The sequence below is a fragment of the Acidocella aminolytica 101 = DSM 11237 genome (genome assembly GCF_900129125.1).
Taxonomy (GTDB): domain Bacteria; phylum Pseudomonadota; class Alphaproteobacteria; order Acetobacterales; family Acetobacteraceae; genus Acidocella; species Acidocella aminolytica.
On record NZ_FQVJ01000001.1, the window covers coordinates 44,373 to 57,344 of the forward strand.

The 12,972-nt window shown below is 59.1% G+C and carries 14 protein-coding genes; 6 read left to right on the top strand and 8 right to left on the bottom strand.

Annotated elements, in window-relative coordinates:
* Positions 1-5 precede the first annotated feature (5 nt).
* From BUB54_RS00200 to BUB54_RS00215, 3 genes are all read left to right on the top strand, one after another.
* Positions 6-791 carry a 3-hydroxybutyrate dehydrogenase gene (locus tag BUB54_RS00200; RefSeq protein ID WP_048878763.1) on the top strand — a complete coding sequence of 262 codons (786 nt, stop codon included), beginning with the start codon at positions 6-8 and terminating at the stop codon, positions 789-791.
* A 37-nt stretch (positions 792-828) separates the two neighbouring features.
* Positions 829-1,224, top strand: coding sequence for a hypothetical protein (locus tag BUB54_RS00205; RefSeq protein WP_048878762.1), 396 nt, complete (start codon positions 829-831; stop codon positions 1,222-1,224).
* Between the two features lie 669 nt (positions 1,225-1,893).
* Positions 1,894-3,213 (top strand): NAD(P)/FAD-dependent oxidoreductase, encoded by a 1,320-nt coding sequence (locus BUB54_RS00215; RefSeq protein ID WP_048878761.1) that lies wholly within the window; start codon positions 1,894-1,896, stop codon positions 3,211-3,213.
* Between the two features lie 72 nt (positions 3,214-3,285).
* Here the strand turns inward: BUB54_RS00215 and BUB54_RS00220 are convergent, their stop codons facing one another.
* Positions 3,286-4,149, bottom strand: a complete 864-nt coding sequence (locus BUB54_RS00220; RefSeq protein WP_048878760.1) for a LysR substrate-binding domain-containing protein — start codon at positions 4,147-4,149, stop codon at positions 3,286-3,288.
* A gap of 96 nt (positions 4,150-4,245) precedes the next feature.
* On the opposite strand from BUB54_RS00220, the gene BUB54_RS00225 reads away from it, so the two are divergent.
* The 3 genes from BUB54_RS00225 to BUB54_RS21745 all read left to right on the top strand — a co-directional run bounded on the left by BUB54_RS00225 (position 4,246) and on the right by BUB54_RS21745 (position 6,400).
* Positions 4,246-5,175 carry a DMT family transporter gene (locus BUB54_RS00225; RefSeq protein WP_048878759.1) on the top strand — a complete coding sequence of 310 codons (930 nt, stop codon included), beginning with the start codon at positions 4,246-4,248 and terminating at the stop codon, positions 5,173-5,175.
* Positions 5,172-5,978 (top strand): MBL fold metallo-hydrolase, encoded by an 807-nt coding sequence (locus BUB54_RS00230; RefSeq protein ID WP_048878758.1) that lies wholly within the window; start codon positions 5,172-5,174, stop codon positions 5,976-5,978. Before BUB54_RS00225 ends, BUB54_RS00230 begins: the two co-directional genes overlap by 4 nt.
* A 293-nt stretch (positions 5,979-6,271) precedes the next feature.
* Positions 6,272-6,400, top strand: coding sequence for a hypothetical protein (locus tag BUB54_RS21745; RefSeq protein WP_264798140.1), 129 nt, complete (start codon positions 6,272-6,274; stop codon positions 6,398-6,400).
* Positions 6,401-6,427: 27 nt separating this feature from the next.
* Here BUB54_RS21745 and BUB54_RS00235 read toward each other — a convergent pair whose 3' ends face one another.
* Genes BUB54_RS00235 through BUB54_RS00265 form a run of 7 tightly spaced genes read right to left on the bottom strand, consistent with a single transcriptional unit; the run spans position 6,428 to position 12,864 of the window.
* Positions 6,428-7,270, bottom strand: coding sequence for an aldo/keto reductase (locus BUB54_RS00235; protein ID WP_306309134.1), 843 nt, complete (start codon positions 7,268-7,270; stop codon positions 6,428-6,430).
* Between the two features lie 26 nt (positions 7,271-7,296).
* Positions 7,297-8,091: an SDR family NAD(P)-dependent oxidoreductase gene (locus tag BUB54_RS00240; RefSeq protein ID WP_048878757.1), complete on the bottom strand. Its 795-nt coding sequence runs from the start codon at positions 8,089-8,091 to the stop codon at positions 7,297-7,299.
* 1 nt (position 8,092) lies between these two features.
* On the bottom strand, positions 8,093-8,845 hold the full coding sequence (locus tag BUB54_RS00245) for a maleate cis-trans isomerase family protein (RefSeq protein WP_048878756.1): 753 nt from the start codon (positions 8,843-8,845) through the stop codon (positions 8,093-8,095).
* Positions 8,846-8,884: 39 nt separating this feature from the next.
* Positions 8,885-10,423: an amidohydrolase family protein gene (locus BUB54_RS00250; protein ID WP_048878755.1), complete on the bottom strand. Its 1,539-nt coding sequence runs from the start codon at positions 10,421-10,423 to the stop codon at positions 8,885-8,887.
* Positions 10,420-11,196, bottom strand: a complete 777-nt coding sequence (locus tag BUB54_RS00255; RefSeq protein WP_048878754.1) for an ABC transporter ATP-binding protein — start codon at positions 11,194-11,196, stop codon at positions 10,420-10,422. The genes BUB54_RS00250 and BUB54_RS00255 overlap by 4 nt, the downstream gene beginning before the upstream one ends.
* On the bottom strand, positions 11,193-12,050 hold the full coding sequence (locus BUB54_RS00260) for an ABC transporter permease (RefSeq protein WP_052948355.1): 858 nt from the start codon (positions 12,048-12,050) through the stop codon (positions 11,193-11,195). The genes BUB54_RS00255 and BUB54_RS00260 overlap by 4 nt, the downstream gene beginning before the upstream one ends.
* Before the next feature lie 49 nt (positions 12,051-12,099).
* Positions 12,100-12,864, bottom strand: a complete 765-nt coding sequence (locus BUB54_RS00265) for a creatininase (protein ID WP_048878753.1) — start codon at positions 12,862-12,864, stop codon at positions 12,100-12,102.
* Positions 12,865-12,972 lie beyond the last annotated feature (108 nt).

The window sequence follows — 12,972 nt, forward strand, 5'->3', positions numbered from 1 at the left end:
TGAACATGGCGTTGAAGGGCAAGGTTGCACTGGTGACGGGGTCGACCAGCGGCATTGGGCTTGGCATCGCGCGTGCGCTGGCGGCGGAGGGTGCCGACATCATGCTGAACGGGTTCGGCGATGCGGGCGAGATCGAGGCGCTGCGCGCTGATCTGGCCAAGGAGTTTTCCGTGAAGGTCGAGTATGACGGCGCGGATCTGAGCAAGCCGGACCAGGTGGCGGCGATCGTTGCGAAGACGCAGAGTGACCTGGGCAGCCTGGATATTCTCGTCAACAATGCCGGCATCCAGTTCACCGCTCCGGTCGAGGAATTTCCCGAGGCGAAGTGGGAGGCGATCATCGCTATCAATCTCTCCGCCGTGTTCTACGGCATGAAGGCGGCGATTCCGGGGATGAAGGCGAAGGGCTGGGGGCGGATCATCAATATTGCCTCGGCGCATGGGTTGGTGGCGAGCCCGCACAAGGTGGCCTATGTGGCGGCCAAGCACGGCGTTGTGGGCGCGACCAAGGTGGCGGCGATCGAGACGGCGAATGACGGCATCACGGTGAACGCGATCTGCCCCGGCTGGGTGCTGACGCCGCTGGTGGAGAAGCAGCTTGAGGACCGGGCCAAGGAAGCGGGCACGGATGTGGAGACCGAGAAGAAGAAGATGCTGCAGGAGACGCAGCCGATGCTGAAATTCTCGACGCCGGAGGAGATCGGCGCGCTGGCTGTGTTTCTGTCCTCCGACGGGGCGGCGACGATCACCGGCGTGCCGCTGTCCATCGATGGCGGCTGGGTGGCGCATTAACCCCAACATCAAATATTTTTAAAACGGAGAGCAGACTATGACCCAAGAAAAAGAAAATGCCCTGGAGGGTGGCAGTACTCAGGTAAAATTCGGGCCTGAGGCCATCTTTCGTTTATGGACGAAGAATGTAGAGAAAATAGTCCGCATTAACGAGTTAACGGCGCGAACGATCATCGAAACAGCCACACGTCAGTTGGAGTTCAGTCAAGAACTATTACGGCAGGATTTGGCTGAAATACGGAAACTAACAGAAAAAGGTGTCTCGGTAAAACCCGCGGATCTGACTAAGATATATCTCGAGCATGCTTTACAAAGGGTCGAGAGTTTGGTTGTCGAGTCAAGTAATGTCGTGAATACCGCGGGGCAGCATTTCAATGGGTCTCTAAAGCTGATCCTTCATGACGTTCCATCTGAAAGCGAACCTAAATCATAGGCTGCAACGTATCCTAAGATCAACGAGATAGAAACGATATCGAAATAAATATGACGGCAAGAAACTGCGGGCTACTGGCCAGCCGTGCATCACGTGGTGAACACGGGCCTACTGGTATATCGTGCATGGCTTTGCTCGGTGGGCACAGACATTCCTTGGCTCACTCTACCATTTCTCGCACAATGCCGCTGCCATCATCGATGCCTTCATTGGTCGGCACCGCATCGCGTTGCGGTAGATCGGTAACCAGGTTAGTGAAACGCCGACCTCCGTTTGGATGGAGCTGTCCGCGGCGGACACCATTGAACGTTTGCTGATACCGTATGTTGAATATGTTTTGGAACGCCCTGACTTCCTTCCATTGTTTCACAGCCCGTCAATTGTTTCTCCCGAGCCTAACGGACGTGAAGATCTCATCCGCGTAATTCAATCGGTACTTGATGTACGGCTGCCACATGTCGCCTGGAAACAGAGGTAATTCTATGCAGTGATGTCGGATGTTGTTGCGGCAGGAACGATGCAGATGAGTTTTTAGGCTGCCCCGGCACGGGCGCATACTTGTCTGCGCGAGGTACTACGCGTGTTGACGGCGTACCCGCAGCTAATCGAGAGCGATATGGCCGATGAAAGAGCCGATTCTGGTATGTTTCGAGGAAAGGGGCGTGTTTAATGTCGGACAGTGGAGCGCAGTATCACGTCGTCGTCGTCGGGGGTGGTGTTGCGGGGCTGGAGATTGCTACAACACTTGGCCGCCGTTGGCGCCGGCAGCGCCCGCAAAATCAGGCAGTTCCAAAGGTTACGTTGATCGACAGTGATTCAGCTCATGTGTGGAAGCCCATGCTCCATACGATCGCTGCCGGAACAAGAGATATGGCAGCGCAACAGGTGACGTACGTGACGCAAGCCTATGATTCGGGTTTTATCTATCAACCTGGAGAGCTATGCGGTCTCGACCGAACGAAACACGAAGTGCTGCTAGCTCCACTCTACGCCGCGGATGGCCGGCTGCTCATTCCCGAGAGAAGGCTGGTATATCACAAGCTGATCCTAGCGGTCGGCAGCCAGGCAAATGATTTTGGCACGCTTGGCGTCGGCGAGCATTGCTGGATGATTGATTCCCGTCGCCAGGCTGACGCATTCAATCACGAGTTGCGAATTCATATGCTCCGAAGCCTGACCCAGGACCTGCCATTGGACATCGCCATCATCGGCGGTGGCGCGACCGGGGTCGAATTGGCCGCGGAACTGGTACAACTGGTTGAAGCCTCGGCCGCCTATGGAGCGCAAGGCATCGCGGAACGAATCACAGTGACCCTCATAGAGAGCGGCTCCAGGCTTCTAGCGGCGTTTCCCGAGGACATTTCGTCGGCAACGCGGCGCCGTCTGGAAGCTCTCGGCATCTGCGTCTTGACTGATACCAAGGTCAGCGCCGTGACGGCTGACGGCCTGGCGTTTGGCGATGGTAGGAAGATGAGGGCCTCGTTAAAGATTTGGGCCGCAGGGGTAAAAGCCCCTGAATTCCTGGCTCACCTCGATGGGTTGGAAACCAATCGATCCAACCAACTCGTTGTGTTGCCGTCGCTGCAAACCAGCCGCGATCCCGATATCTATGCCGTAGGTGACTGCTCGAGCCTTACCCTCCCAAAAACTTCCCGGCCGCTTCCGCCGACGGCACAGGTTGCCCATCAGCAGGCGCAGTATCTGATCCGCCACTTACCCCGAATCATCCAGCATCAAGAAGAACCTCCTCCATTTGCTTACCGCGACTTTGGCGCGCTGGTTTCTCTGAGCAACTATGACGCCTATGGGTCGCTCGGGAAATTCGGTTTGTTCAGAGGCCGGACCATTCGAGGACACCTGGCCCAGCTGAGCCATGTCATGCTCTATCGTAGCCATCAGGCGCGGCTTTATGGGGTTTGGCGTGGTAGTTTGGTGTGGCTGGTTGACTGCTTGAATGCACGCCTGCGGGCGAAGATTCGGTTGGATTAAATAATATGTCTGGCGTCGTGAGGTGAGAACAGCAAAAAAACGACTGTGGGCCAAGCGTAAGACGGAAGCACCTTAGGCGGCTTCCACCTGCATGGAATCACAGAATTCGACAAGACGGTCTGCGAGTCTCAGTGCCGCCTTGCTGGCATCGGGCGCGGCGACAAGCGCCACTTCGGTTTGGCCAATAGGGGAAAAACCGTCGCCTTCGGTCAATACGCGATGCTCCGGCAGAATGGCGATTTCGGAGAGAATCCCGAACCCAAGACCAGCCGCAGCCGCGGCTTGAATGCCGGTGAGGTTGGCGCTGGTATAGGCCATGTGCCAGGCGCGTCCTGCCGCTTCCAGCGCATGGATGGCGCGCTTGCGGTACAGGCAGCCGGGTGGAAACCCGATCAGCGGCACTGATGAGCAGGACAGATCGACGGGATGGTCCCGGCTCGTCACCCAATGGATGTTTTCGGGCCACACCGCGATGCCGCCAGCTTCACCGGCATCGCGCTTGAGCAGTGCGAGGTCGAGATCGCCGCGTTCAAGGTCTTGGCGGAGATAGAGGCTTTGATCGGCGCGAATATCGAGCCGTAGAGCGGGATGCGAGCGCGCGAAACCGGCGAGCAGCTGGGGTAGGCGGTAGGCTGCAAAATCCTCCGGGATGCCCAACCGGATGGCACCATCCTGGGCCGAACCGGTCAGCACGTCTCGGGCTTCCTCCGTGAGCAACAGAATGCGACGCGCATAGGAGAGCAACCGTTCGCCATCCTCCGTCAGCGTGACCTGCTTGCCGGTGCGGTTGAGCAACTGCTTGCCTAAGCCGTCCTCCAGCCGTCTGATTTGCTGGCTGACCGTTGATTGCGTGCGGTGAACACGTTCGCCCGCACGCGTGAACCCTCCGGCTTCCACTACGGAGACGAAGCTGCGCAAAAGCTCCAGATCAAGCATGGCATATTATCCATTTATCCACTGATGATGATTTGATCATTTAATTTCCAAATATCAAGAGGTCTCGCCATATCGGGGTGGCACAGGAGACTCACCATGTCCGCCTCATCCACCGGCACTATCGCACGTCCGGCCACCAGTTTTTTGCCGGTCACTATTACGGCCTTCTGCCTGCTGTGGAGCTTCGCTTTCGTCGCGGGGAAGGTGGGCGTCATGAACTGTCCGCCCCTCATTCTTCTTACGTCGCGGTTTTCGCTCGCGGGCATTTTGATCCTTGGCCTCTCCACCGGGTGGCGTGGCCTGTGGACATTGTCATGGCGCGATGTGTGGGTGTTCGCCCTGCTTGGAGTCGTGAACAACGCCCTTTACCTCGGCCTGGCCTATACCGGGCTGCGGTCGGTCTCGGCGGGCCTTGGCGGGTTGATCGTTAGCGCCAACCCGGTGTTCACGGCGATCCTGGCGGCCCTGCTTCTGGGCGAGCCGCTCACCTGGCGGAAAATTCTTGGCATGGCACTTGGTATCGGTGGCGTGGCCCTCATTGTCGCGCACCGGCTTTCGTCCGGAACCGACGGCCTGACCGGCATCCTCTTAACAGTCGCCGCGCTCGCCTCCATCGTGACCGGAACCGTCTTGTTCAAGCTGCTTGCCCCGAAAGGCAATCTCTGGATTGGAAATGGCGTACAGAATTTGGCGTCCGGTCTCGTGTTGCTGCCGTTCGCACTGGTTTTCACCGATGTGAACCAGATCAGGCCGGACATTCAACTCATCAGCGCCTTCGCCTATCTGGTGCTCGGCGGGTCGATTTTGGCGTCGCTGCTCTGGTTTCATTTGCTGGCGATTTGTGGCGCCTCGAAAGCGAGTTCGTTCCATTTCGCCATGCCGCCACTCAGCATGTTCTTCGCCTGGCTGGTACTTGGTGAGCACGTGGCGCCGCAGGATTTTCTGGGCATCATTCCCGTCGCGGCCGGCATCTATCTGGTCACACGTCCCGGCCGACAGATGATAAGACAAGGAGCCGCTCGATGACATGGCTGAAACTCACGTTGATTGGCGGGCCGACCGCGCTCATCGAGATTGGTGGCTTTCGGTTGCTCACTGACCCAACCTTTGACGCGCCGGGAGAATATTCTCTTCCGCATGTGACGCTCGTCAAAACGGCCAATCCTGCCGTAAGTGCCGATGCCATAGGAAACGTGGATGCCGTGCTGCTCAGCCATGACCAGCATGCAGACAATCTGGATCATGCTGGGCGGGACTTTCTGGCAACGGCAAATCGCACGCTGACGACTGTCACCGGTGCCGGCAGGCTCGGCGGGAACGCGGAAGGGTTAAAACCGTGGGACAGTGTGACGCTGACGAAGCCGGATGACAGCCAGCTCATCATCACCGCCACGCCCGCGCGCCACGGGCCGGCGGGGATCGAGCCGTTTGCCGGAGACGTGATTGGCTTCGTCCTGACCCTGGGGGATGACGACGAAGCATCCGTCTATATTACAGGCGATACCGTCTGGTATGAGGGTGTCGCCGAGGTGTCGCGGCGATTCAAACCGACGGTTGTCATGCCCTTCGCGGGCGCGGCGCAAACGCGCGGGCCATTCCATCTGACGATGAACGTCAATGACGTGATCGAGACCGCCGCGGCCTTTTCCGATGCGGTCATTGTCCCGTTACATTTCGATGGCTGGCGGCATTTCAGCCAGAGCGGGGAGGATATGGAAAGGTCCTTTGCTGCACTCGGTATTGGTTCCCGGCTGTTCATGCTCAAACCGGGCGTGCCTACGAAAATAGGGTTGTCGGTTTCAGGGAGACACGTCGAGAAAAACTCATGACCCCCCACTGCCAATGGGTTCGGTCACCTCAATATAAGAGGGTAGGGGACGTGATTTTAATACCCCGAAAAAGGAAACCGTGCTGTCGGATTTTTTGAAATCGGCCAGGCACGAAACCCACGATAATTCTGTTTCTGTCGGCGCGGGTGTCTGGCAAGTGATATTGCCATAATTGCACGGGATTAAAATATGTCCCTGCGCCAACACGACGGCATTATTTATTATTGGCGCGGCATTCAGACGGTGGTGGTCCAACCCGCTTGGAAGCGATCCACCTTTGATGTAGTTTTGTTTTGGAGGACGAACTGCGTGATCTGGTCGTCGCGGAGGCTGAAGTAGAAACTCAGGATCAGCGGATCGGGCAGACCGGCTTTCTCGTATCAGATCAATGGATCGGAACATTTCCCGGCCTCGATAATTGAGAGCTTGGGGGAGCTCCAATGCCTTTATTACAAGACGGCGAGCGGTTGTTTGCGGCGCGGGGACGGGTATGCCGCGTCGATTGCCGCCAGATCCTCCGTGGTCAGTTGAATGCGAGCGGCGGCGGCGTTTTCGCGGACATGCGGGAGGGAACCGGACTTCGGTATTGATATCGTCGCGCCGTCCCGGATGCTCCAGGCCAGGGCCACCTGCGCCGCTATTGCATTATGCCGTTTGCCGATTTCGGTGAGAGTTGGGTTGTGCAGCAGGCTGCCTGTATGCCCCAGCGGGGAGTAGGCCATGATCGACATCGAACGGGAGCGGCACCAGGGCAGTAGGTCGAACTCGATACTGCGCGTCTCCGGATTGTAGAGTATCTGGTTGGTCGCGCAGTTGCCGCCGCCGGGCAGTTGCGTGAGTGCCGCCATGTCATCGGTGTCGAAATTGGAGACACCCCAGGCGCCGATATGCCCGGCGTCACGCAGGCGCTCGAAGGCTTCCACGGTTTCAGCCAGAGGGTGGGGGCCGGGCCAATGCAGCAAGTAGAGGTCGATATGTTCAGTCTGCAGGCGGCGCAGGCTTTGCGTGCAGGCGCGGGGAAGCCCCATGGCGGAAGCGTTTTGCGGATGTACCTTGCTGACCAGGAATAGTTTATCGCGCCGCTCTGCGATGGCCTGGCCGACGATTTTTTCGGCGCCACCGTCGGCATAGGCTTCGGCGGTGTCGATCAGGGTCATGCCGAGCTCGATGCCTGTCTGCAGGGCGGTGACCTCCGCCTTCGCGCTGGCGGCGGTTTCGCCCATGTACCAGGTGCCTTGCCCTAGGGCGGGAACGCTTACACCGTTGGGCAATTTGACGTGCGGCATTGTCATGACGGGATCACCTTATTGTCAAATGACTACCAGCCGTGCAGGCGCCCGCCGCTGACATTCAGCACGCTGCCGCTTGTCCAGCTTCCGCCGCTGCCCGCGAGATAGAGGCAGGCGCGGGCGACCGGGTCCGGCCCGACGATCGGCAAAGGGTAATTGGCGACCTCGAAGGTAATTTCCTCCTCGATCATTGGTTCGCCTGTGCCGATGGAGCCGGGAGCGACCGCGTTCACCAGCACATTATGCTGCTCAAGCTGCTTGGCAAGGCCGATGACCATGCCGATGACGCCGGATTTCGCGGCGTTGTAGGCGCAGGAGGTGCTGGCTGAGCCGATCTTGGCCGACACTGAGCTGATCAGGATGATCCGCCCCTGCCGTTTTTCGATCATTTCCGGGATGACGGATTTGGCGCACCAGAAGGAGCCGTTCAGGTCGACATTGATGATGCGCTGCCAGTGCGAATCGTCGAGTTCCCAGGCCAGCCCGCGCGGAGCGTCGATGGCTGCGGCGTGGACGAGGATATCGACAGGGCCAAAGGCGGTGCGGGCAGCGTCCGTCATCGCCCGCACGGAGTCGGGATTAGAGATATCGACGGGTATGGCCTGGATCGAGGCACCGGTGGATTTGATGTCTTCGACCACAGCGCGGAGTGCCTGCTCGCGTATGTCAGCGGCGGAGACATGCGCGCCGGCGGCGGCGAAATGGCGGGCGACGCAACCGCCGATGCCACCGGCGACGCCAGTGACGATGACGTGCTTCCCGGCGAGGTCGGCCGATACGGTGCCGGGCGGAACCTGCGGCTGTGGAAACGGGCTGGATATCATGTCAGATTGCCTTTCTCGTTTGATTCAGCCAAGGTTTTTGGAAGAGGCTGCCCCATCCTGTGACTAGGTTGGTCGGGATGCCGGCGATGCGCAGGCTGCCCCAGACGGCCGTGGAGACCGTGTCGTAAACGGGGATGCCGTATTCCTGTTCCAGCGGCTCGGCCAGGTGCGCGGCGCGCAGGTTCGTGCAGATGACCGCGATCGCGTCAGGCTTGTGCAGGGCGACTTGTCGCGCGGCATCGAGGATCGTTGCGTCACCGACCTCGGCGAAGGAGAAATTCTCCTGCAGGCGGAAATGAACCTCTGACGCGCAGCGATAGCCTAACCCTTCGTATGTGCTGAGAATCCGGGCCTGAACATCGTCAGTGTACGGCGTAATCAAGCCGTAATTCCGCACGCCGGAGGCGGCAAAAACTTCATTGAGGGCGAGCATGGATGTTGTCGCCGGAATGCCGGTGGCAGCCTTGATACGGCGGCAGAGTGTCTCGTCGCGTTCAAGGCCGAGCCAGCCGGAGGAGGTGCCGTTCCAGGCGATGACATCGACGCGCGCCTCGGCCAGTCGCTCGACGGCCTGCATGATCACGTCTTCGTCGAACTGAGCCAGCATTTGCTCCTTGAGAGAAATCTCGACGACGCGGAAGCGTGAGAAATGCACGCTGACATGGGGTAGCCCGGCGACGATGCGGGTGCTCATGGGTTCGAGAACGGTGTTGGAGGACGGCGTAAGCATGCCGAGCCTGACATTGGAAGGCATAAGCAGAAGACCTTTTGTTGTGACGGGCGCTGAAAAATTTTAGAAGCGTGAGCTTTGGCGGTAATGCGGAACATGGTCCGCGGGGTTGAAATAATCCTTATAGAAGGCCCGGACATGGGGAAGGATGAGGTGCGCGAGGTTACGGCGCTCCAGTTCCTCCGCGTTGAGCGGGCGGCGCAGGCGGCCGGCAAGCTCGTGCAGCATCGCGCTTTGGTCGATACGAGTGAATTTCCCGTCCTGATAGAGGATTTCGCCTTCCACCATCACGGTATTCACCCCTTGCGTTTTGGCGCGTTGCAGCACGGCGTCTAGCACCGGGGTTTCCTCGTCGAGATAGGGGAAGCTGATTTGCGACCAGTTGATCATGACAAGGTCGGCCGCCATGCCGGGGGTGAGCGTGCCGATCTCTGACCCGTAAGGCGTGGTGAGGGCGCCGCCGGCCGTCGCCATGCGGAGTACTTGGCCCATGCCCGGCACGTCGTCCCCCATGCCAGGGGTACGGTGCGCGCGCAGTACCATGCGCATCTCCTGCAACATGTCCCGGTCGTCGTTGATGCCGGCTTCATCGATGCCGATGGCGACGTTGACGCCTTTTTCCTCCAGGCGGTTGAGAGGGGCGATGCCTGAGCGAAGGCGGAAGTTCGAGCTGCAATTATGGCATACATGCACGCCGTTACCGGCAAGGCACTCTATGTCACCCTCGCTCAGCCAGACGCCATGGCCAAGCGTAAGGCGGGAATTCAGCAGGCCGAATTTTGCCAGATAATCCACGGCCGTGCCGCCGCCCCGGCGCTTCGCATATTCTTTCTGGTAGGGGGTCTCCAGCAGATGCATGTGCATCGGCACGTCGTGCCGGGCGGAGGTTTCGGCCAGGAGTTCCAACGCCGCGTCGCTGCACCAATGCAGGTTGGCTGGCGCGAGTTGCAGGCGCACGCGGGATTTTCCGTGGTGCGTCTTACGCAACTGCTCGAAAAGCTGCACCAGATCGGCAGCGCCGAGTTGAAACCTGCCGAAATGGCGCTGAAGCGCCGGCTTGATGTCATCGGGAACGCTTGCGGTGAATGCGTCGTTGGGGCCGTAGACGAGGTGGTTCTGGTCGCGCAGTGCGTAGCAGTAGGAGACGCGCATGCCGATCGCCTCATAGCCGCGAATGACCTCGTTCGCGGCATGTTCGATCTTCGGTAAATCGCCCGGTACCCAGCCGTGGATATGCTGGACTGTCGTGACGCCGGAGGCGATCATCTCGAAGGCAGAATAGAGCGTGTCGAGGTAAGGATCGACCTCGCGCGTGACCATGCGCGTTGCGAACCATAGCTCCAACGGCATGTCGGGCGAGCCCAATTGCACAGGCGTCAACCCGACATGGTGATGCCCGTTGACGAAGCCTGGCATGACGACATGGTTGCCGGTGCCGATGACCGGCAGATTGGGGTACTTCGCCGCCAGCGCTACGAAATCACTGATTTCCTCAATGCGGCCGCCGCGTTGAAGGATTGCGCCATTCTCGATGATTTGCGCGGTGTGACGGCCGAGGGCGCGGGTGATGACGTATTTGCCGCGAATGATGGAACTGGTCATTGAGTGCTCCCCAGGGCAGCGCGAACGGTATGCAAGACTGAACTTCTCAATTTCAGAAACTCGGGCGACTCGCGTAGCTCTAGCAGACGATCGTCGCCAATCTGTGCTGTGACATCAATATCCTCTAGGATTGAGGCTGGGCGCTGGGAGAACACGATGATGCGGTCGGCGAGATAGACGGCCTCCTCGACATCATGTGTGACGAAGATGATCGTTTTGCGCTCTTCCTTCTGGATACGGCGAAGCTCCACCTGAAGCTGCTCGCGCCTTTGCGCATCGAGCGCGCCGAACGGTTCGTCCATGAGCAGAATCTCTGAACCAGCCGCCAGGGTGCGTGCGATGGCGACACGCTGACGCATGCCGCCCGAGATACGGTTGGGATAACTTGCTGCAAAATTCGATAATCCGACAAGCTCAAGATAGTGCTGGGCGCGGTCGCGCTTTTCCGTTTTCGTCAGGTCGTGCCGGAACCTCATGCCGAACGCAACATTCTCCTCCACGGTGAGCCAGGGGAAAGAGGAATAGGATTGGAAGACCATGCCGCGGCGGCTGTCCGGCTCGCCGATGGCTTCGCCTTGCAGCGCGATCATCCCCGTGCTCGCCGTTTCAAGTCCGCCGACCATGCGCATGAGCGTGGTTTTGCCGCAGCCCGAAGGGCCCAAGAATACCATGAACTGATGATGCGGGATGGTGAGGCTAAACGGCGGGGAAATGACATCGAGGTTACCAAATGTCTTGGTAATGTCATTGAACTGCAGGTACGGCATGGTCATGAATGCATGTATCCGAACATCTTTTTGTGAAGCCGGCGGAGGAGCTGGTCGGTGACGAGGCCTATGATGCCGATCATCACGACACCCGCCATGACCTGGGATGTCTCCATGAAGCGCCGAGCGGTCCAGATCACGAAGCCGAGTCCGCTATTGGAGGCGACGATCTCGGCGATGATGAGGTAGGTCCAGCACCAGCCGAGCGTGATGCGGAGATTGTCGACCAGGCTCGGCAGCATAGCACGGATGGCGACGAGGCGCAGAATTTCGAGAGGTTTGGCGCCTAATGTCGAGGCGATCTCGAAATATTCATGCGGCACGCGATCTGTGTCTTGCGCGACCATGAGGACGAGTTGGAAGAACGTACCGAGCCAGAGGAGGAAGATCTTCGTCTCCTCGCCGATGCCGAACCAGATGATACTGAGCGGTACGAGGGCGGGGACGGGAAGGTAGCGGATGAAGTCGATGACCGGCTCCAGACCGGCGCCGATTGGCCGATAGACGCTCATGGCGATGCCGATGGGCACGGCCATAATGGCGGAGAGAGCGAAAGCGACGGCGACCCTGGCGATGGAGACGCCCGTATTTGGCAGCAAGTTACCGTTCACGCTCATGTCCCACATTGTGGCTATGATGGTGCTGGGGGCGGGCAGGAAGATCGGATTGGTCCAGCCGAGATCGACGGTGATTTCCCACAGGATGAGCAGCGCCAGACATGTTGCGATAGCGATGCCATGCGCCACCCATGATGGTAGGGGGCGGCGAAGCGCGAGAAGACGGGGGCTGGTTTTTCGTCCTGGTTGTGCCATAGGAATGATCCCTCCATTATCGGCGAGGGGACGCCCTGTGTCAGCCATTACAATCGATGCTCCATGCTATGCGCTCCGTCTGTATTCATCGTTTGTCTTATGAAAGACCGAAGCCTTCGCGCAGCGCCTTTGTCACCAGCTCCTCATGGTCGCGGAGCATCCACTCCCCGATTTCCGCCCGGCTACCGCGCGCATCGGCAAGAACGCCGGAGGGCGGCACGAGAGTCTGGTCGAAGGGCAAGCGGTCATAGAGCGGGAACTTCGCCGGGCCATCCGTCGGGATGCGTTCTTGCCGAACGAGGTCCGGGCTGAGGGCGAGCATGAGGGAGGTTTCGAGCAGGCTTGCATGCTCCAGCTCGGTTCCGGGAAAGCCGTTTGGAAAAATGCGCGTCAGAGTCTCAGGGTATAGGAAATCGCCAAGTTCCAACCGGAGCAATACCATATCCGTAATGCCGTCGCGCTTGAGATCGCGCATGGCGAGGTTGAGGCCCTCGACGATCGGCCAGGCATTCTCGAAATGCCCGTTGATGAGGGCGATGCGGCGCGCACCGTGCTGGCCCAGGTCGCACACGATATCATGGATGACGAGGGCGAGCGTATGTGCATCGAGGCTGGTGGTACCGGGGAAAGCCTGGCCGCCGCCGGATTTGGGGTGCGACTTATAGCCATAGGCGATGGCCGGCGCGACGATGGCGCCGATGGCTGGTGCGACGCGCTGGCATATTGATCTGGGAATGACGACGTCTGTGCCGAGAGGGAGTTGCGGGCCGTGCTGCTCTGTTGACCCTACGGGGATGAGGATGGGGGCGCCAGCGGCGACCTTCTCCTTCCATTCCGGCCAGGTCATCTGATCCATCAGCATGCATTGAGTATCGGGCAATGAAAAGCTCCGCTGTTTCGCGATTCGCGTTATGAAGTGGTAGGTGGCAGTTTAAAGCACGAGGTAAACTTAATACGCAATTAGATATTA

Bases quoted from the DNA above. Each gene is read 5' to 3' on its own strand.
- BUB54_RS00200 (WP_048878763.1), top strand. From the start codon at position 6: ATGGCGTTGAAGGGCAAGGTTGCACTGGTGACGGGGTCGACCAGCGGC.
- BUB54_RS00205 (WP_048878762.1), top strand. From the start codon at position 829: ATGACCCAAGAAAAAGAAAATGCCCTGGAGGGTGGCAGTACTCAGGTA.
- BUB54_RS00215 (WP_048878761.1), top strand. From the start codon at position 1,894: ATGTCGGACAGTGGAGCGCAGTATCACGTCGTCGTCGTCGGGGGTGGT.
- BUB54_RS00220 (WP_048878760.1), bottom strand. From the start codon at position 4,149: ATGCTTGATCTGGAGCTTTTGCGCAGCTTCGTCTCCGTAGTGGAAGCC.
- BUB54_RS00225 (WP_048878759.1), top strand. From the start codon at position 4,246: ATGTCCGCCTCATCCACCGGCACTATCGCACGTCCGGCCACCAGTTTT.
- BUB54_RS00230 (WP_048878758.1), top strand. From the start codon at position 5,172: ATGACATGGCTGAAACTCACGTTGATTGGCGGGCCGACCGCGCTCATC.
- BUB54_RS00235 (WP_306309134.1), bottom strand. From the start codon at position 7,270: ATGACAATGCCGCACGTCAAATTGCCCAACGGTGTAAGCGTTCCCGCC.
- BUB54_RS00240 (WP_048878757.1), bottom strand. From the start codon at position 8,091: ATGATATCCAGCCCGTTTCCACAGCCGCAGGTTCCGCCCGGCACCGTA.
- BUB54_RS00245 (WP_048878756.1), bottom strand. From the start codon at position 8,845: ATGCCTTCCAATGTCAGGCTCGGCATGCTTACGCCGTCCTCCAACACC.
- BUB54_RS00250 (WP_048878755.1), bottom strand. From the start codon at position 10,423: ATGACCAGTTCCATCATTCGCGGCAAATACGTCATCACCCGCGCCCTC.
- BUB54_RS00255 (WP_048878754.1), bottom strand. From the start codon at position 11,196: ATGACCATGCCGTACCTGCAGTTCAATGACATTACCAAGACATTTGGT.
- BUB54_RS00260 (WP_052948355.1), bottom strand. From the start codon at position 12,050: ATGGCTGACACAGGGCGTCCCCTCGCCGATAATGGAGGGATCATTCCT.
- BUB54_RS00265 (WP_048878753.1), bottom strand. From the start codon at position 12,864: ATGCTGATGGATCAGATGACCTGGCCGGAATGGAAGGAGAAGGTCGCC.